Consider the following 19534-nt stretch of genomic DNA (forward strand, 5'->3'; position numbering starts at 1 on the left):
GAACCTTATCACTTTGAGACAATTTATAAACAGATAAGGTGGATATAAATGGTTACGCGTGCAGATAGAGACCCAATTGCAAATTGGTGGTGGACGATTGATCGCTCTATTTTTGCAGCTTGTTTAATTTTAATGGGGATTGGCATTATGCTGTCTTTTGCTGCTAGCCCCACTATTGCAAAAAAAATCGGAATTGCTGATAGTTTTTATTTTGTTCGGTGGCATATCATTTTTAGCATTGCAGCATTTTTTACGATGATTACCATTTCTTTTTTTTCGCTTCCTAATATTCGTCGTTTATGTGCTCTTTTACTCATTGTAACGCTTGCTCTTATGGTTGCAACCTTATTTGGGGGTCCTGAATTAAAGGGCGCGCGGCGGTGGATTTTGCTCTTTGGTTTTTCTGTACAAGCATCAGAGTTTATGAAGCCAGCTTTTGTGGTGATGTCTGCTTGGCTTTTTTCAGAACAGATACGTAGGAGGGGAGTTTCGGGTTACATATTAGCAACTCTCCTTTATGCTATTTGTTGTGTTCTTCTGATTTTACAGCCTGATATTGGCCAAACAATTTTAATAAGTGCAACATGGGGGGGGCTGTTTTTTATTGCTGGTGTGCCTCTTACGGTTATTTTTTTCTTTCTCATTTTAGGTGCTGTAGGAATTGTTTTCGCTTATCTTTTTCTGCCTCATGTGCGCGATCGTATCAATGGTTTTTTGACAGGGGAAGGAGATACTTTTCAAGTGGATGTAGGGCGTGAGGCTATTTTGAATGGTGGTTGGTTTGGGAAAGGCCCCGGAGAGGGAACAGTAAAACGTATCATTCCTGATAGCCATACAGACTTTGTATTTTCTGTGGCTGCTGAAGAATATGGTATTATTCTTTGTTTGTTCATTATGATGCTTTTTGCCTTTATCGTTATGCGTTCATTGTATATAGCCATGAATACACGTGATTCCTTTATACGTCTTGGTATTACAGGCATAGCCATGATGATTGGTTTTCAATCAGCGATTAATATGGCTGTTAATCTTCACTTAATCCCTCCTAAAGGCATGACATTGCCGTTTATTTCTTATGGTGGCTCATCAATGGTGGCAATTGCGTTTTCAATGGGAATTTTACTTAGTTTAACACGTCGTTGGCCAGAAGCACGTCTTTCAGCTTTTCCTTCTTCTGTTTTGGATACGCCTTATGAATGATAAAAAAGTTATTGTTTTGGCGGCGGGTGGTACAGGTGGACATCTTTTTCCTGCTGAAGCACTTGCTGTTGAATTAAGGCAGCGTGGATATGATGTTCATTTGATAACCGATGAAAGAGCACGATCTTTTGCACGGAGCTTTGATGAAGAGCATATACATGTCGTTTCATCGGCAACATTTACACGACGTCATCCTTTTGCTTTGATAAAAACAATTTGGTCTTTGCTCAAGGGCATGGGGCAATCGTTGAGGTTATTTTATAAATTACGTCCTGTTCTTGTTGGTGGTTTTGGGGGATATCCGAGTTTTCCTCCTCTTTTTATTGCGGCCTTAATGCGGCGTGTAACATTTATTCATGAGCAAAATGCTGTTATAGGGCGAGCCAATCGGGTATTGGCAATTTTTGTGCGTGCAATCGCTGGTGGTTTGTTGTCGCCCCATGGTGCTTATGCTCATAAAACACTTTTAACGGGAAATCCTGTACGTGAGGCTGTGTTGAAGGCGGCTAAAATTCCTTATCATTCTTCAGTGGGAGAAAAGCCATTTAATTTTTTGATTTTTGGGGGTAGCCAAGGTGCTTCTTTTTTTTCGCATATTGTTCCAGAAGCGGTTGCTTTGCTCGATGATCAGAACCGTAAACGCTTACGAATTGTACAGCAAGTTCGTGGTGAGGCTGCAGAATTGATCAAAATCTATCGTGATAGGGGCGTACAAGCTGAGGTTGCTCCTTTTTTTGATGATATGGCTGAACGGATGGCACATGCCCATTTTATTTTGTCGCGTGCTGGGGCTTCATCGGTTTGTGAAATAGCAGTGATTGGTAGACCTGCTTTGCTTATTCCTTATCCGTATGCTTTGGATCATGATCAGGCAGCCAATGCAGCTCTTCTTGCACGTGTGGGTGGTGGGCAAATTGTCTTAGAAAAGGATTTAAATGCACAAAGGCTTTTTTCTCTTTTAACGCAAGCTTGTTATGCACCCCATTTATTGGAAAAACAAGCGCTTGCTGCAAAAAAAGTTGGGCAACCTCATGCAACCCGTTGCCTTGCTGATATGGCTGAAGCTTTAATTGCGGGGCGATTGTTGTCAGATATAAAAGAGGAGCTTTTTGATGAAAATGCCACTTGATATAGGCGTTATCCATTTTATTGGAATTGGGGGGATTGGCATGAGTGGAATTGCGGAGGTTTTTTATAATCTCGGCTATAAAGTTCAAGGGTCCGATCAAGTTGAGAGTGCAAATGTCGAACGTTTGCGGAGAAAAGGAATTAACGTTCATATTGGTCATTGTGCTGAAAATTTAGGAAATGCAGAGGTTGTTGTTTTTTCTACTGCCGTTAAAAAAACAAATCCTGAGTATATTGCTGCAAAAGAAAGACATTTGCCGCTTGTCAGACGTGCAGAAATGTTGGCAGAGCTGATGCGCTTTCGGCGTGCAATTGCGGTGGGTGGCACACATGGTAAAACAACGACTACATCAATGGTTGCAGCGCTTCTTGATGCTGGTCGTTTTGATCCAGTGGTGATTAATGGTGGTATTATTAATGCTTATGGTACGAATTCTCGTACAGGAGAGGGCGATTGGATGATTGTTGAAGCTGATGAAAGTGATGGTACGTTTTTAAAGCTTCCTGCTGATATTGCTGTTGTTACCAATATTGATGCTGAGCATTTGGATCATTATGGGAGTTTTGATGCTGTCCGCGCGGCTTTTCGGCAGTTTGTGGAAAATGTTCCTTTTTATGGTTTTGCTGTTTTGTGCGTTGATCATCCAGAAGTTCAATCATTGGCGGGACGTATTGATGATCGTTGGGTGATTACTTATGGTGCAAATCCACAAGCAGACGTTCGTTTTCTTAATCTTTCGAGGGATGGTCAAAAAACGTATTTTGATGTTCTTGTTCGTTCACGCAAGACAGGAAGAAAGATTGAGTTAAAAAATTTGCTTTTGCCCATGGCAGGACAGCATAATGTTGCTAATGCAACAGCAGCGATAGCTATTGCGCATGAACTTGGCATTTCAAATGAATTGATCAAGAAGGGCTTAGCGGAATTTGGTGGCGTAAAACGGCGTTTTACACAAACAGGCAGTTGGCGTGGTATTGAAATATTTGATGATTATGGACATCATCCTGTTGAAATAAAGGCTGTTTTGCGTGCAGCACGTGAGAGTGCAAAAGGGCGTGTCATTGCCATTGCACAACCTCATCGTTATTCGCGTTTGTATCATTTATTTGATGATTTTGCTGCTTGTTTTAATGACGCAGATACAGTGTTGATTACCCCCGTTTATGCGGCTGGTGAAGAGCCTATTGTAGGGTTTGGTTCGCAAGAATTGGTAGAGCATATTAAAATGGCTGGTCACCGTGATGTGCGCTTGATACACGGTCTGGAAGATGTTGTGTCTCTTGTCTCAAAATTTGCTCAGGCAGAGGATTATGTTGTTTTTCTTGGTGCTGGCAATATCACACAATGGGCTTGTGCGTTGCCTCATCAGTTGTCGGAACTTGATGGTCATGATAAATTTTCAGCACATTGATGGTGAGGCGCTATTGGCGCAATTACAACCGCTGTTGGGAGGCGTAAGAGGCAAGCTTACCCCTAATGTTGAGATGCGTAAGGTGACATGGTTTCGCACTGGCGGGTTGGCAGAACTTTTTTATCAGCCTGTTGATGAAGAAGATTTAGCTCTCTTTCTTCAACATTTGCCTGAATGTGTTCCTGTAACAATTGTAGGTATCGGTTCTAATCTTCTGGTGCGTGATGGGGGCGTTCCTGGAGTTGTGATTCGTCTTTCGCCCAAAAATTTTGGGCAAGTACAGCAAGTTTCTCCAAAAGGCTTTTTAGTTGGCGCTGGTACGGCGGATAAATATTTAGCTGCTGCCGCGTTAAAGGCAGAAATTGCAGGGTTTCATTTTTATCATGGTATTCCTGGTGGTCTTGGAGGGGCTCTCAAAATGAATGCGGGTGCGAATGGTGTTGAAACCGCAGCGCGTGTTGTTGAGGTCTATGCTTTGGATCGTAAAGGACAACGTCATATCTTGAGTTTGAAAGATATGCATTATTCCTATCGCCATTGTGATATTCCTAAAGATTTTATTTTTACCGCTGCTTTATTGGAGGGGGAACTTGGTAATAAAGATGCTATTCGTGCTGCTATGGATGAAGTTGCCCTCCACAGAGAAACAGTGCAACCTATTCGCGAAAAAACAGGGGGGTCAACTTTTAAAAATCCTGAGAATATATCCGCGTGGCGCGTGATTGATGAAGCAGGGTGTCGTGGTTTACAGATTGGTGGCGCTCAAATGAGTGAAATGCACTGTAATTTTATGATTAATACAGGGCAAGCAACAGGATATGATCTTGAAGCATTGGGAGAAACAGTGCGTGCGCGTGTTTTTGCACATTCAGCTCATCTTTTACAATGGGAAATAGAGCGTATCGGTCAATTTGAGCAAGGTCGAAGTGTCGCTTTTTTTGATCCATTTCATTGATTTTTTGTTCACTAAAAAAGTGTAAATAAAAAATTGAGTCATTTCAAAGAGATAATAAAAAAATTCTATTAAGAATCAATAAATTAACAAAGAATCTCTTGCATCAGGCTTTTGAGTCTGGTTCATTATGCAAAATGCTAGGTTATTGATTCGCAAGAATAAACTTTGCTTTTCTCGTGTATGTGGTGCTGATGTCTTCTATATAGACTAGATATAGTATGCAAAAGAGGGTGATTTATTATGAAAGATAAACATATAGCTGTGTTAATGGGAGGTTTTTCTTCTGAACGGTCTGTAAGTTTATCTTCAGGGGCAGCTTGTGCTGATGTTCTTGAGGCGCAGGGGTATCGCGTGAGCCGCGTGGACGTTGATGCTCATATAGCTTCTGTTCTTGAACAGCTGCAGCCCGATATTGCCTTTAATGCATTGCATGGTCCATTTGGTGAAGATGGTCGGATTCAGGGGATTCTTGAATATTTAAAAATTCCTTATACCCATTCTGGTGTGATGGCGTCCGCTTTGGCTATGGATAAGGGACGTGCGAAAATTATTGTTGCAAGTGTTGGGGTTTGCGTTGCTCCTTCTCGTATTATGAGCCGCTTTGCTATTGGGAAAAAGCATCCCATGGAGCCTCCTTATGTCATTAAACCTGTGTGTGAAGGATCAAGTTTTGGTGTTGTTATTGTCCAGGAAAATGAAGTTGCACCACCGCATAATATTGGGGGAGCTGAGTGGGGATATGCAGATGAGGTGATGGTTGAAAAGTATATTCCTGGTCGTGAATTAACTTGTGCTGTTTTAGGAAATGAAGTGTTGGACGTGTGCGAAGTTCTTCCCAATCAACACTTTCCATTTTACGATTATGACTCAAAATATAAAACAGGTGGTTCTCTTCACATTTGTCCTGCAAAACTTTCACTAAATATTTACCAAAGTGTGCAAAGAATGTCTTTAGCAGCTCATCAGGCGATAGGGTGTCGAGGTGTTAGTCGTTCTGATTTTCGTTTTAATGAGAAAACAGGAGAATTGGTTTGGCTTGAAATTAATACACAGCCCGGTATGACACCGACATCTCTTCTTCCTGATATTGCAAAAGCGAGCGGTCGTGCTTACGGCGATATTATTCAATGGATGGTGGAGGACGCATCATGTATGCGTTGAATGTTAATAAAACAAATATTCCGATGGAGGTGCTTTCAGTGCCGGCTTTGCCACGTCTTTATCGTCGTTTTCTTCGGTTTATGTTTGAGTTTGTTTTTGTCAATATTCATATTCCACGTCATTTTGGCTCTTTTGCTGTCATATGGTTTTTCTTTGTTACGGCTTTTTATGGACTTTCATCAAGCGGTCAGTTGGCTGTGATCGTGAACACGATCATATCGGATAGTGGTTTTGTGGTCGTTGATGTCGATATCAGTGGTAATAAGCGTTTAGCAAAGCAGGATATTTTGAAAATTTTAGAACTTGATGTTGCGCCCTCTATATTCACTTTTGATGTTGAAAGAGCGCGTTCTCTCTTGGAAAAACAGGCTTGGGTTCAATCGGCGAACGTTCAGAAGATTTATCCCAATAGAATGCGTATTGCTATCGTGGAGCGTGAACCTTTTGCTATTTGGCAACATGATAGCACAATGGATATTGTTGATAATACGGGGCGTGTCATTGTGCCCTTTAAAGGAAAAAATGTTTGGGATTTACCTCTTGTGGTTGGGCAGGGTGCGCAAAATACAGCTAAAGGGTTTATTCAAGCGCTGTCAACCTATCGGCCAGTGTATGATCGTGTTCGTGCTTTTGTGCGGGTGGGTGATCGACGTTGGGATCTGGTTTTGGAGAATGGAATGCGCGTTATGTTGCCTGAAAATGGTGCCCTTGAAAGGCTTTCCTCTCTTGTTTCGTCTGGTACAATGCAAGATCTTTTATCGCGCGATATTCTTAGTGTTGATTTACGTCTTGCTGATCGAATTACTGTTTCTTTATCCGATAAAACGTTAGAGCGTTATGATGCTGGTGTTGCAGAAGAAGAACGTATTTTAGAGGCGCGAAAGGCAGGAAACCTATAATGTTGCTCAGATTACATCATGGGGGGGGACGTAAGACACGTTTTTTAACGGTGCTTGATGTCGGCTCAAGTAAGATTGTTTGTCTTATTGCTTGTTTGCGTCCTTTAAAGCATGCGCACTATTTACATGGGCGTACACATTCTATGGAAATTCTAGGTTTTGGCGTACAGCGTTCACGTGGTATTAAATCTGGCGTTGTCATGGATATGTTTGCAGCAGAACAATCAATACGCTTGGCTGTTGATGCGGCAGAAAAAATGGCTGGTTTGGTGGTGGATTCAGTAATTGTCAACTTTTCTTCAAGCCGATTACAAAGTGCTCTTATTAATGGCATGGTACGTTTGGAGGGGCGTGAAGTGACTAAGCGTGACGTGCGTGTGGCATTTTCAGATATTTCGCGCAAAGCTTTTGATGCTGAACGTCATGTTATGCATTCAATTCCAGTCTCTTATGTCTTGGATGGGGATAAAGGAATTTCTGATCCAATTGGAATGGCTGGAGAATTGTTTGGTGTGGATGTGCATGTGGTAACAGCGGAAACTGCAGCTTTACGTAATTTAGAAACTTGCATTAATCGTGCGCATTTGAGTGTCGAAGCGATGGTTGCAACCCCCTTTGCAAGTGGTCTTGCTGTCTTGATGAATGATGAGGCACATTTGGGAGCAGCATGTATCGATTTTGGTGGTGGAACAACAACATGTTCAGTGTTTTTTGAGGGAAAATTTGTCCATGCGGATGCTCTTGCTGTTGGTGGGCATCATGTGACGCTTGATGTCGCGCGTGGATTCTCTATGTCACTTACAGAGGCAGAACGTTTAAAAGTTTTATATGGTTCAGCGCTTTTAACAAGTGCTGATGAGCGGCAAATGATTAATGTGACGGAGATTGGGAGTGAACAGCGTGCAACGCAATATCCTCGCGCGGTTCTTGGGCGCATCATTCGCGCACGTATTGAAGAAATTTTAGAAATGGTCCGTGATTGTCTAAATCGGTCTGGTTTTGGTCACATCATTGGTAAACGTGTTATTTTGACTGGGGGAGCAAGCCAGTTAACAGGATTGCCAGAAATGGCACGTACTATATTAGGAAGAAATGTTCGTATTGGGCGGCCTTTGGGTATTTCGAGGCTTCCTTCTCTTGCAAAAGGGGCGGCGTTTACATCTGCTGTTGGGTTGTTAATTTATCCACAATTGGTGGGTTTTGGAGAAAAAACAATGCAGATGGCAGGAAATCATTTATCGATGAGCACGCGTGGGTATTTTCAGCGTGTTGGTCAGTGGTTGCGTGAGAGTTTTTAGTTAAGTCTAGTTGGATAAATTTCATCGCTTTGGCTTGCGGTGTCTTATGAGAAGGAAAAGAAAATGACGATTAATCTGCATCGGCCAGATATCGCGGAATTGAAGCCACGCATTACCGTTTTTGGTGTTGGAGGTGGTGGCGGGAATGCCGTGAATAACATGATTAATGCTGGTCTTCAGGGAGTTGACTTTGTTGTTGCAAATACGGATGCACAGGCTTTGGCTATGTCAAAGGCTGAACGTGTTATCCAGCTTGGTGCAGCTGTGACAGAAGGTTTGGGTGCTGGGGCTTTACCAGAAGTTGGACAAGCAGCGGCGGAGGAATGTATTGATGAAATTATCGATCATCTTGCAGACTCTCATATGGTTTTTATTACTGCTGGTATGGGGGGAGGAACTGGAACGGGGGCTGCTCCCGTTGTTGCACGCGCAGCACGTGAAAAAGGTATTTTGACCGTTGGTGTTGTGACAAAGCCTTTTCAGTTTGAAGGGGCGCGTCGTATGAAAACGGCAGAGGCTGGTATTGAAGAATTACAAAAGTCTGTCGATACATTGATTGTTATTCCCAATCAAAATCTTTTCCGTATTGCAAATGATAAAACAACATTTGCTGATGCTTTTGCTATGGCTGACCAAGTGCTTTATTCTGGTGTTGCTTCCATTACAGACTTGATGATTAAAGAGGGCTTGATTAACCTTGATTTTGCTGATGTTCGTTCTGTTATGCACGAAATGGGCCGAGCCATGATGGGAACAGGTGAAGCATCTGGTGAGGGGCGTGCTTTGGCGGCGGCTGAAGCTGCTATTGCGAATCCATTGTTGGATGATACATCTATGCGTGGAGCACGTGGTTTATTGATTTCTATTACGGGGGGGCGTGATATGACTCTCTTTGAGGTGGATGAAGCTGCTAATCGTATTCGTGAAGAAGTAGATGCTGATGCGAATGTGATCTTTGGAGCCATTGATGATGAGTCATTGGAAGGTGTTATTCGTGTATCCGTGGTTGCTACCGGTATTGATCGTGAGGTTAGTGATGTGGTTCAGCCCTCTCAGCCTCAGTTTCAAAGACCAACCTCTTCAATACGCAAGAACGATTCTGGAACGCCACACAGTTCTTTTCATGTTCAGTCATCACCCTTGCGTTCTGAATCAATGGTAGAAGTTATCGAATCACTTGAAATAGAAAAGGAGAAGCCAGCAGGAGAACAGTTTCGTCCCAAAAGTCAAATTTTTGCACAGCCTGCAGAAGCAATGATAACACGAACTGCGACAAAAACTGTTGCTTATGGTTTAAATGCTGTGCAGGACCAGGTATCAAATGCACCGCGTATGCAAGTAAGCCGAGGTTCTCAACAAGCTATGATGGCTCCCGTGAGTATGGAGGCAACAGCGCATGTTCTTGATGACATGACAGGGGTTGTGAAGCAAAAAGAAAAGCCAATGCAACCAAAACAAATGCAACAGATGCAAGCGCGTGCTCCAATGCGTATGCCTGAGTTAAAGGATTTTCCTCCTGTCGCTCATAGACAAAGTCAAAGAACATCTGTGACTGATCAAAGTCCTCGTAATCTTTGGCAGCGTTTAAAACAGAGTTTGACACATCGTGAGGAAATAGAGCCAGAAGCAAGGCTGGAACCTGCTGTGAGATCGTCACAGCAGCAAGAGTCTCACGTTTACAATAAAATTTCTCAGGCACTTTCTCAAGATGCTTCTGTTTATGTTCCACGCCGTTCTGGTGAGTTACATCCTCAGGTGCCACAAGATCAGCGTACTTTTATCAGTGAAGAAGATCAGTTAGAAATACCAGCATTCTTACGTCGTCAGGTAAATTAATTGATAAAAAATGAGGCAGTAAGAAATATTATGATGATCTTTGATGATGAATTAAAAATTATACAGTAAAATATACTTTTTTAGATAGAATACTTTACTTTTTTAACCCGCTTAGTTATAAGCGGGTTCTTTATTATTTACTATGAATATTTTTTTAATAGTTTTATAAATTTTATCAAAAGAGCTAAAAGAAATGTAATAAAATAATATGATGAGCTTGCTACCAAAATATCAGTTTACTCTTAAAAGAGCAGTAATATTTAAGGGGATTGGCGTTCACAGTGGCTGTTTGTCAGTAATAAAGGTTTATCCAGCTGATGTTGGGTGTGGTGTTCTTTTTAAACGTTGTGGATTAGATGGAACAGAGAAAATATTTCAAGCCCATGTATCGCAAACGGGAGAAACTGAGCTATCAACGGTGCTTGGAGATGGAGAGTTAAGGGTTGAAACAATTGAACATTTGATGGCAGCTATTGCTGCTTATAATTTGGACAATCTTATTATTGAAGTGTCGCATAATGAGATCCCTATTTTAGATGGTTCTGCATGGCAATATTGCCAAGCTTTTGAAGATGCTGGCATTGTCCAGCAGAGTGCATTGCGTTCCTATTTCATTATAAAAAAGCCTTTGCGGGTTGAAGGAGCTCATGGTTTTGCAGAGCTTTTGCCATTTAATGGGCGTCGTTTTGATATAACGATCTCTTTTCCTTCTTCTGCTATTGGTAAGCAACATTTCAGTTTTGATCTTACCACACGAGGATTTCGAGATGATTTGTCACGTGCGCGCACTTTTGGTTTTATAGCAGACGTGGAAAAATTACGACTTTCTGGAAAGGCGAGAGGCGCTTCTTTGGAAAATTCTCTTGTTATCGGTCTTAATGACAAAGTTTTAAATCCCGATGGTCCTTATTGGGAAAATGAGTGTGTTCGGCACAAGATGCTTGATGCGATTGGTGATACGGCTTTGCTCGGGGGCCCTTTTATTGGACTATTTCGTTCTTATTGTGGTGGACATAGAATTAATGCACAATTGGTGAGAGCTGTTTTGGCTGACGAATCATATTATGAAAAAAGCTTTTTAGAGAGAGAATAAAAGAAAATTGACAAGTCTTTTTTATCGTTTATTTGATTTTTAAGGGGATGATTGACCTAAACTGCTAAATTGGTTATGTGGATTTTAAAGTGATATGATATAAAAGCTTTGATGAATTGTTTTTTCTACAAGGTGATATTCTCTGGAGGCTGGGAAAACTATGAAAAAATCTTATGTGTGCATTGGAAATATAACATATAGAAAATCGAACATTGTACGCAAGATATTGGGGGTGGTACTTTTAGGAAGCACCTGTATGTTAGCGGGATGCCTCTTTAAAGAGAAAAATACCCTTGATCCATCTGCTTATGTTTTGAAAATAGATCCACCAGATGTTTTATATAACCAGGGGCTTGCTAGCCTTGAGAGTGGGCGGCTTGGGGATGCAGCGAAAAAGTTTTTGAAAATTGAAAAACAGTATCCTTATACAGACTGGGGCCGTAAATCTTTAGTCATGGGGGCTTTTACAAATTATCGACTTGGAAAGTATGATGATTCAATTAGTATGGCTCAACGCTATATTACTCTTTATCCAGGGTCTACTGACTCGGCTTATGCGTACTATATTATCGGTCTTTCTTCTTTCCGTCGGATTCCTGATGTTACGCGTGATCAACGTGATACGAAACGGGCTATTGCTGCGATGCAGCTCCTTATAGAGCGTTATCCGAATTCTGAATATGTCAAGGATGCTAATGATAAAATACGTTTCGGGCGCGAACAGCTAGCTGGTAAAGAAATGCAGATTGGCCGTTATTATGAAGAGGGACGGCGCTATCTTGCTGCAAGTAGACGGTTTCGCACTGTCGTTGAGGAATATTCCGATACAAATCAAATTGAAGAAGCGCTTTTCCGTTTAACGGAAGTTAATCTTGCTCTTGGTTTAACGGCGGAAGCACAGACGGCAGCAGCTATTTTAGGACGTAATTATCCCAAAAGTGAGTGGTATAAATTTTCTTATAATCTCTTGCAGAAGAATAAAATATCGCCACATGACCATAAATCTTCTTGGATCTCAAATGCTCTAGGTGGCGATAAGAAGAGGGCACGTTGATTCTCTATGCTGGTACAGCTTTCGATTCATAATATTGTTTTGATCGAAACGCTCGATATTCATTTTACGGCGGGATTGACGGTTTTAACTGGAGAAACAGGGGCGGGAAAATCTATTCTCCTTGATGCTTTGTCGCTTGCTCTTGGAGGACGAGGGGATGCTTCCCTTGTGCGTCATGGTACTGACCGCGGGCAGGTTACGGCTGTTTTTGATGTCCCTGTGTCACATCCTGCGCGTCAGCTTATTCGTGAGAATGGTCTTGATGAGGAAGGCGATATCATTTTACGGCGTGTGCAATCAAGTGATGGGCGCAGTCGTGTCTTTATCAATGATCAGGTGGTTAGTGTTTCCTTAATGCGGAGTGTTGGCCGTCTTCTGGTTGAAATTCATGGACAGCATGATGATCGTGCGCTTGTGGATGTTGCTGCACATCGCCAATTATTAGATGCTTTTGGCGGACTTGAAGATGAAGTCGAAAATTTGCGCCAGTGTTATCGGGTATGGCGTGAATGTGAAGAGCGTTTGCAACAACAGCGTCTTAAAGTAGAAAATGCAGCGCGTGAGATGGGTTATCTTCGGGCATGTGTGCAAGAACTTGAAAAGCTTGATGTTCAAGTTGGTGAAGAGGATGCTCTTTCTCTGCGCCGAGCTGATATGCTTAAATTAGAAAAAATAGCGATGGATATTAAAGAAGCGGATGATCTTTTAAGTGGTCAAAAATCGCCAATTCCGGTGTTTTCTAATTTGGTAAGACGTTTGGAGCGGAAAATTCCTGAGGCGCAAGAGCTCATTGAACCAGTGGTGAAATCTATTGATGAGGCATTGTGTGCACTTGCAACAGCACAAGAAGGCATTGAGGAGGCAATGCGGGCATTGGATTTTGAACCTGATGAATTGGAACGGATAGAAGAACGTCTTTTTGCTCTTCGCGGTTTTGCTCGTAAATATCAGGTTTCTGCCGATGAATTGGTTCAGTTACGCGATAAAATGGATGCTGAACTTACTGATTTTGAAGAGGCTCAGAACACGTTAACGCGTTTTGAAGATGAGGCAGAGCAGGCAAAGAAAAATTATGATACATTGGCACAAGACCTAACAATAAAGCGTCGTGAAACAGCAAAGCATTTGTCTGAAAGTGTTATGGCTGAGTTGCCAGCATTGAAGTTAGAAAAGGCAGAATTTATTGTTGAAATGCAGACTGATGTTGAAAGGCGAAGTGCAGAGGGATGTGATCGTATTGAATATTGGGTTCGAACAAATCCTGGAACACGTGCTGGTCCTATGTTTAATGTGGCTTCTGGTGGTGAATTGTCCCGTTTTTTGTTGGCATTAAAAGTTGTCTTGTCTGATCGTGGCTCTGCTCCCACACTGATTTTTGATGAAATTGATACAGGAGCTGGGGGCGCTGTTGCCGCGGCTATTGGACAACGATTGCAACGTTTGTCGGAAAAGATTCAGGTTTTTTCTATTACACATGCACCCCAAGTCGCGTCAAAAGCGCATAGCCATTTTCTTATTTCAAAAATTGAGAGTCATGATAAAGGATGCTTTGTTACGGCTATCCATAAAATGGAAGAGCAGGAGCGTGCAGAAGAAATTGCCCGTATGTTGGCAGGAGAACAAATTACTGAAGAAGCGCGTGCAGCGGCTCAAAAGCTTTTGGCATAAAGATTAAGTAATTAAGCGATAAAAATACTGGAAAGCTTGTATTTATTGCAATTCACTTTATGAGAAAGCTTGGAGATTTTTATGGCAGTAACCCATCATTTGGAATAGATTTTATGAACAAGGACGGAATTAAAAACCTCACTGCTGTTGAAGCAGAACGTGAATTAGAATGGTTGGCAAAAGAGATTGCACGCCATGATGTGCTTTATAATCGTGACGATCAGCCTGAAATTTCTGATGCAGAATATGATGCTTTGCGCCGCCGTAACGCAGATATTGAAGCTCTCTTTCCAGAGCTTATTCGTGTCGATTCTCCTTCACATAAAGTTGGGGCACCAATTTCCGAAAAATTTGAAAAATCTGTTCATGCACAACCGATGCTTTCGCTTGATAATGCGTTTAGCTCTGAAGATGTTCGTGAATTTGTTGAGCGTATTCGTCGTTTTTTACGGCTTCCAGAAACACAAGTGTTGGAAATAACAGCGGAGCCAAAAATTGATGGTTTATCTTTGTCTTTACGCTACGAAAAGGGACTGCTTGTGCGTGCGGCAACGCGTGGGGATGGGACAGTTGGTGAAAATGTGACGGCAAATTCTCGAACAATTGCTGATATTCCGCAAGTTTTGCAAGGTGATTTTCCTGAGGTAATCGAGGTTCGCGGCGAAGTTTATATGGGGAGGGAAGATTTTCAAACTCTTAATATAAGCCAACAAGAGAAGGGAAAGTTAACCTTTGCCAATCCTCGAAATGCAGCGGCTGGTTCACTCCGTCAGCTTGATTCACGGATAACCGCCAGCAGAAAGCTTCAATTTTTTGCTTATGCTTGTGGTGAAGTGAGTGAAATATTTGCAGAAAGTCAAATAGAGATGATGACAAAGCTAAAAGAGTATGGCTTTGTTATCAATCCGTTAATAAAAGTCTTTAAAACAGTAGAAGATATTATTTGCTATTATCGTGATATAGAAGAACGTCGTTATTCTTTAAGCTATGATATTGATGGTATTGTTTATAAAGTTAATGATTTGATGCTCCAAAAGCGTTTGGGGTTTGTTTCTCGTTCGCCGCGTTGGGCAATAGCGCATAAATTTCCAGCAGAAAAAGCGATGGCGATTTTGGAAGATATTGACATTCAGGTCGGTCGTACGGGAGCTTTAACCCCTGTTGCACGCCTTACACCTATTACTGTTGGTGGGGTGGTGGTGACTAATGCCAGTTTGCATAATGAGGATTATATTAAGGGAATTGGTCATAAGGGAGAGCCCATTCGTGAAGGGCGTGATATCCGTATAGGCGATACCGTGATTGTACAACGTGCGGGTGATGTGATTCCTCAAGTTGTTGATATTATTGTTGAAAAGCGTCCAAAAGATGCTTCTGCTTTTGTTTTTCCTCATCTGTGTCCCGCGTGTGGGAGTCATGCTGTTCGTGAAGATGGAGAAGCAGTGCGGCGCTGTACGGGGGGGCTTATTTGTCCAGCTCAGGCAATTGAACGGATTCGTCATTTTGTTGCACGCAATGCCTTTGATATCGAGGGCTTGGGTAAAAAACAGGTAGAGTTTTTTTTCCATGCTCGAGATAAAGCACTTTGTATTCATACACCAGCCGATATTTTTACTTTAGAACGGCGCCAAGAAAAGTCTTTGATACGTTTGGAAAACATGGAAGGTTTTGGTACTGTTTCAGTTCGGAAATTGTATGATGCCATTAATGCACGCCGTGAAATTCCTTTAAGCCGCTTTTTGTTTGCATTGGGGATTCGTCATATTGGGGAGGTGAATGCACGACGCCTTGCACGTGCTTATCAAAATTATACAGCTTTTGAAACGGCGGCTATGGAAGCACTTATGCCATGTGAGCAGGAAAATAAAGAAGGCAATGAAGCTTGGATGGAACTTACCAATATTGAAGGAATTGGACCACAGGTGGGAAGCGCAATTGTTGATTTTTATCAAGAAGCGCATAACCGTGAAGTTTTGTCTGCTTTGCTTGAAGAAGTAACACCTCTTGATGAAGAACCTATCATGATGGCTTCTTCACCAATAGCGGAAAAGATTATTGTTTTTACAGGAACTTTAGCACATATGTCTCGTGATGAAGCAAAAGCATTGGCAGAGCGATTAGGGGCCAAAGCGTCGGGTTCACTTTCTAAAAAAACAGATATTCTTGTTGCAGGACCTGGAGCGGGATCAAAATTGACTAAAGCAGAAGAATTAGGTGTTGAGGTTATCGATGAAGAAGCTTGGATGCGGTTGATTGAGGGGCATAATGTTTAAGGATAAATCCCTTTAAAGAACAATAATTCACGAGTATTTGTCGTGCTTTATCGCGTGTAATTTCCTGATATTAAAAGTTAATATCTAGTCTTTAAGGAATCTTATCATTATTTTTAGTGTTGTAAAACATTGTTCTTCATGATGGTGATATAACGAAAATTTTCCTATAAAGAAAATAAGAGATATGACCGTTGAGCCGTTTATTATTGGTGTGTTTAGCTCATAAAAGACGTTTGATCATTATATATAACAAATAACGATAGTGTTTCGGATATGATCATGATTTTATCTATATTTGTTAGGCAATCATTATATGGTACACATGACCAATTTTATTACAAAACTTTGGATATTCTACAATGCACCTAGCACTATAGTTTTTTTCTGACTTCCTTCATCTCTTTCAAATTTCTCAGCACGGGAAATCTCATTTATGAGCGATGACATTAGGCGTGAAAGTATATCAGAATTAAATTGCCATTCGTGCATATATCAGCATTGGATCAGTCGAGTTTATAACCAAATTTTTTGCCCAAATTGGATTGCTTTCTTTCCAATTATATTGAAAATATAGCTTATGTACGTAGGTAGACACAGATAGCGCTGGAAAAATTTCATTATAGGCTATTCTGCAATAAGTCTACAAGGCACGCACACCACATAAATTTTGCATGGATAAGGCCTATATTTTCAGGAACTGGTACGATCATATCATTATTTAGGACATGATATACACCATACTCATTAGATTTCACATATGCTTTTGCAATTTCTAAACGTTGATTGTATAGGCTATAGCGATGTTGTTCTTTCACATACTTTTCATAAAATTTATCGTATTCTTCTGGAGGCATTATTCAACTTTTGGAAAATGCAGAAATAGGAACTGACTTAAATCCAGAAATTTCTTTCAATACAAAATTCCCAATAATATTCGAATTAAGAGTATTAAGGAACAAAATAAGACAATACGCATTGTGATAACTATTTAATTGCTAAAAATGGCAGATAAGGGAACAGTATTAAAATTATAAATAGCGTTTCCAAATGCGGACCTTCATGATAAACAGTGGTAGAAGTGGTGATATATGTTCTTGCATTTTTGCAGGTTCTCTAATCCTATGTCATTTTTATCAATCTTTTTAGATAAAAAATATATTTTGCATAAAAGCTATTCCCATAGCTGGTTTTATATAGCGATAAATGAAAACTATTTATATTGTTGCGCAATTGTTTTTTAGGAAATACACTCAGAAAATAACATTAGACTGTTTAATATTGCAAATAAAGTAAAGCCTTTTAACATGATGTAATTATCATCCTGCTTCCTTTAAATTTTGATAATTTAATTCTTCTTTCATAGTTGATTATACTTAATTATATTAATACGTGTTATTAAGGAGGAACTGTTATTGGAAATGGTTCAAAAATTTAAAAAAGATATAGATTATTATTGCAAGGCAATATGCAGAAATTTTGAGCCTAAACTAAAAAGGTAAAAATTGAGAATAAAAATACCATAATAAGCCAATTATAGTCGTCAAGATAAGCATGACCATGTGTAAGCATGTTCTACCTCTTTTTATCTAGGTTCGCGTTTGCTATATCAGCAAAAATTTGAAGCATCTTGTAAAAATATTTTTTTTATTTTCTGACGCAAATACATTTTTTTCTCTAAAAAAGAGAAGGTACTGTCTTTTGTAAAAAGAGTAAAAGTTATACGTTGCTTTATTTAAAGGGGCATTGTTGCTTCTTGTATCCACTTTTTTTCTTCTTCGTTCAAGTAAGGTGCATTAACTTGATAAACATGCGCATGGTAATCATTAAGCCATTGTCGTTCTTCTTGTGTCAAAAGTTCTGGAAGGATTAACCGTCGATCAATGGGGCAATGTGTGAGTGTTTCGAACGAGAACATTTCGATATCGCCACCGTCAATTTTTTGTGCTGGCTTTACAATCATCAAATTTTCAAGACGGATACCAAAAGCGCCTTCACGATAATATCCTGGTTCATTTGAAAGAATCATACCGGGGATGAGTTCTTGGCATCCTTTGCGGGAAATATTTTGTGGTCCTTCATGAACAGAAAGATAAGATCCAACCCCATGACCCGTGCCATGGGCATAATCAAAACCAGCTTTCCACAAGGCAATGCGTGCTAGAACATCGATATCTTGTCCGCGTGTACCTTTTGGAAAACATGCGGTTGAAAGGGCAATCATGCCTTTAAGAACTAAAGTAAAACAGCGTTTTTCTTCTTCTCCAATATTCCCAATTGCTACCGTACGTGTGATATCTGTTGTGCCATCACGGTATTGTCCACCTGAATCAACAAGGTAAAGTTCACCAGCTTTGAGTTGTTTATTTGTTTGCGTTGTTACACGATAATGGACAATGGCACCATTTTCCCCTGCTGCTGAGATCGTATCGAAAGAGAGGTCTTCAAGTTTTTTTCCCATGTCTTTTGCTGTATTTATGCGAAATTCTTCTAATTTCTGAGCAGCAGAAATTTCACTTATTGTCCCTAGTATTTGTTTATCTAACCAAGAAAAAAACGGGTAAGAGCGATACCATCGCACAGATGTGCTTTGCGTGCGCCATTGAGTTCTGTGTCATTCTTAATCGCGCGTGGCAGGGCAGCAGGGTCGGTAAGTGTGACGAAAGATTGTCCATCCTCTTCAAGTACAGTGCGTAACTTTTCGCATGTTAATTGTGGATCTAAGGCAAAAATTATGCCTTTTTGAATATATTCTTTGATCTTTGCAATAAATTGCTCTGGTTCATATAATTTTGCATAACGTTCCAGATATCGTTTTTGTTCTTCACCAAGCTTTTTACTATCAATGAACAAGGCTGGTGTTTCTTCTATGGATATTAGGGCAAAACAAAGAGAAAAAGGTGTGTTGGAAATATCATTGCCACGTATATTGAATATCCATGCAATAGAGGAGGGATCTGTAAAAATAAAAGCATCTGCACGGGCTTGTTGTATGTTTTTGCGAATTAAAGATAGCTTTTTATCGCTATCCCATCCTGCATATTGGAGAGAATGAATCGATAAGGCAGATTGTGGTGATGGTGGTTGATCGTGCCAGATTAGATCAATGGGATTGTATTGAACTGCTACAAGCTTTCCACCTGCTTTTATTTCTAAGGATTTTCTCAATATATCTGTAGCGGCGATTGTGTAAAGCCATGGATCAAAGCCAATAGAAAATTGTTTTCCGTTTGTTTCAAGCCATTGTGAAGGAGGACAGGTTATTAGATCTTCATAATCGAAAATATGAGGATCAGTTTGTTGGCGAACTTGGAGTTTATAGCGTCCATCTGTAAAGATAATAGCTTTATTTTTTAAAATAAGAGCGATCCCTGCTGATCCAGTAAAACCCGTAAGCCAGCTAAGACGTTGAGCATGAGGGGGAACATATTCTCCTTGATGTTCATCACACCGTGGAACAAGAAAACCATCGAGTCCAAGGCGATCAAGTTCTTTACGAAGAGAGGAAATACGCCCGAGGGCATAGGTAGGGTTTGTTATTGCTTCAAAAGATTGATACA

The 19534-nt window shown here is 40.7% G+C and carries 14 protein-coding genes; 12 read left to right on the forward strand and 2 right to left on the reverse strand.

The genetic code is table 11. The features are described from left to right. The first annotated feature begins 48 nt into the window (after positions 1–48). The 12 genes from BN338_RS03075 (at position 49) to ligA (ending at position 15977) form a co-directional block, all read left to right on the forward strand. The gene (locus BN338_RS03075) at positions 49–1200 is read left to right on the forward strand and encodes an FtsW/RodA/SpoVE family cell cycle protein (RefSeq protein WP_039758955.1); all 1152 of its coding nucleotides are present in this window, start codon (positions 49–51) and stop codon (positions 1198–1200) included. Further along, complete coding sequence (gene murG / locus BN338_RS03080; protein ID WP_039758956.1) at positions 1193–2329, forward strand: undecaprenyldiphospho-muramoylpentapeptide beta-N-acetylglucosaminyltransferase; 1137 nt, start codon at positions 1193–1195, stop codon at positions 2327–2329. The genes BN338_RS03075 and murG overlap by 8 nt, the downstream gene beginning before the upstream one ends. After that, positions 2313–3740, forward strand: a complete 1428-nt coding sequence (gene murC / locus BN338_RS03085) for a UDP-N-acetylmuramate--L-alanine ligase (RefSeq protein WP_039758959.1) — start codon at positions 2313–2315, stop codon at positions 3738–3740. The genes murG and murC overlap by 17 nt, the downstream gene beginning before the upstream one ends. Then, on the forward strand, positions 3718–4695 hold the full coding sequence (murB, locus tag BN338_RS03090) for a UDP-N-acetylmuramate dehydrogenase (RefSeq protein WP_039758962.1): 978 nt from the start codon (positions 3718–3720) through the stop codon (positions 4693–4695). Before murC ends, murB begins: the two co-directional genes overlap by 23 nt. A 240-nt stretch (positions 4696–4935) precedes the next feature. Continuing rightward, positions 4936–5856, forward strand: coding sequence for a D-alanine--D-alanine ligase (locus BN338_RS03095; RefSeq protein WP_039758964.1), 921 nt, complete (start codon positions 4936–4938; stop codon positions 5854–5856). Next, positions 5844–6755 (forward strand): cell division protein FtsQ/DivIB, encoded by a 912-nt coding sequence (locus tag BN338_RS03100; RefSeq protein WP_039758967.1) that lies wholly within the window; start codon positions 5844–5846, stop codon positions 6753–6755. The genes BN338_RS03095 and BN338_RS03100 overlap by 13 nt, the downstream gene beginning before the upstream one ends. Further along, positions 6755–8053 carry a cell division protein FtsA gene (ftsA, locus tag BN338_RS03105; protein WP_039758970.1) on the forward strand — a complete coding sequence of 433 codons (1299 nt, stop codon included), beginning with the start codon at positions 6755–6757 and terminating at the stop codon, positions 8051–8053. Before BN338_RS03100 ends, ftsA begins: the two co-directional genes overlap by 1 nt. A 63-nt stretch (positions 8054–8116) precedes the next feature. Then, positions 8117–9889, forward strand: a complete 1773-nt coding sequence (gene ftsZ, locus BN338_RS03110) for a cell division protein FtsZ (RefSeq protein ID WP_039758972.1) — start codon at positions 8117–8119, stop codon at positions 9887–9889. Between the two features lie 208 nt (positions 9890–10097). Next, positions 10098–10982 carry a UDP-3-O-acyl-N-acetylglucosamine deacetylase gene (lpxC, locus tag BN338_RS03115; RefSeq protein ID WP_039758973.1) on the forward strand — a complete coding sequence of 295 codons (885 nt, stop codon included), beginning with the start codon at positions 10098–10100 and terminating at the stop codon, positions 10980–10982. Between the two features lie 160 nt (positions 10983–11142). Beyond that, entirely contained in the window at positions 11143–12036 is an 894-nt protein-coding gene (locus BN338_RS03120; protein ID WP_039758974.1) for an outer membrane protein assembly factor BamD, read from the forward strand. A 6-nt stretch (positions 12037–12042) separates the two neighbouring features. Then, entirely contained in the window at positions 12043–13704 is a 1662-nt protein-coding gene (recN, locus tag BN338_RS03125; RefSeq protein WP_039758975.1) for a DNA repair protein RecN, read from the forward strand. Positions 13705–13817: 113 nt separating this feature from the next. Further along, positions 13818–15977 (forward strand): NAD-dependent DNA ligase LigA, encoded by a 2160-nt coding sequence (gene ligA, locus BN338_RS03130; RefSeq protein ID WP_039758978.1) that lies wholly within the window; start codon positions 13818–13820, stop codon positions 15975–15977. A 1732-nt stretch (positions 15978–17709) separates the two neighbouring features. On the opposite strand, the gene BN338_RS13760 is transcribed toward ligA, so the two are convergent. Then, positions 17710–18555: a M24B family metallopeptidase gene (locus BN338_RS13760; RefSeq protein WP_425277458.1), complete on the reverse strand. Its 846-nt coding sequence runs from the start codon at positions 18553–18555 to the stop codon at positions 17710–17712. Next, a partial coding sequence (locus BN338_RS13765) for an aminopeptidase P family N-terminal domain-containing protein (RefSeq protein ID WP_425277459.1) occupies positions 18516–19534 on the reverse strand: 1019 nt, incomplete at its 5' end. The genes BN338_RS13760 and BN338_RS13765, both read right to left, overlap by 40 nt.

Origin of the sequence: Bartonella queenslandensis AUST/NH15, assembly GCF_000312585.1 — a bacterium.
GTDB classification, from domain to species: Bacteria; Pseudomonadota; Alphaproteobacteria; order Rhizobiales; family Rhizobiaceae; genus Bartonella; species Bartonella queenslandensis_A.

What these genes read in the sequence shown, in the direction of transcription:
- ftsZ (WP_039758972.1), top strand. Translation starts at nt 8,117, where the DNA reads ATGACGATTAATCTGCATCGGCCAGATATCGCGGAATTGAAGCCACGC.
- ligA (WP_039758978.1), top strand. Translation starts at nt 13,818, where the DNA reads ATGAACAAGGACGGAATTAAAAACCTCACTGCTGTTGAAGCAGAACGT.
- murC (WP_039758959.1), top strand. Translation starts at nt 2,313, where the DNA reads ATGAAAATGCCACTTGATATAGGCGTTATCCATTTTATTGGAATTGGG.
- BN338_RS03075 (WP_039758955.1), top strand. Translation starts at nt 49, where the DNA reads ATGGTTACGCGTGCAGATAGAGACCCAATTGCAAATTGGTGGTGGACG.
- BN338_RS03095 (WP_039758964.1), top strand. Translation starts at nt 4,936, where the DNA reads ATGAAAGATAAACATATAGCTGTGTTAATGGGAGGTTTTTCTTCTGAA.
- BN338_RS03100 (WP_039758967.1), top strand. Translation starts at nt 5,844, where the DNA reads ATGTATGCGTTGAATGTTAATAAAACAAATATTCCGATGGAGGTGCTT.
- BN338_RS03120 (WP_039758974.1), top strand. Translation starts at nt 11,143, where the DNA reads ATGAAAAAATCTTATGTGTGCATTGGAAATATAACATATAGAAAATCG.
- murB (WP_039758962.1), top strand. Translation starts at nt 3,718, where the DNA reads ATGATAAATTTTCAGCACATTGATGGTGAGGCGCTATTGGCGCAATTA.
- ftsA (WP_039758970.1), top strand. Translation starts at nt 6,755, where the DNA reads ATGTTGCTCAGATTACATCATGGGGGGGGACGTAAGACACGTTTTTTA.
- lpxC (WP_039758973.1), top strand. Translation starts at nt 10,098, where the DNA reads ATGATGAGCTTGCTACCAAAATATCAGTTTACTCTTAAAAGAGCAGTA.
- recN (WP_039758975.1), top strand. Translation starts at nt 12,043, where the DNA reads ATGCTGGTACAGCTTTCGATTCATAATATTGTTTTGATCGAAACGCTC.
- murG (WP_039758956.1), top strand. Translation starts at nt 1,193, where the DNA reads ATGAATGATAAAAAAGTTATTGTTTTGGCGGCGGGTGGTACAGGTGGA.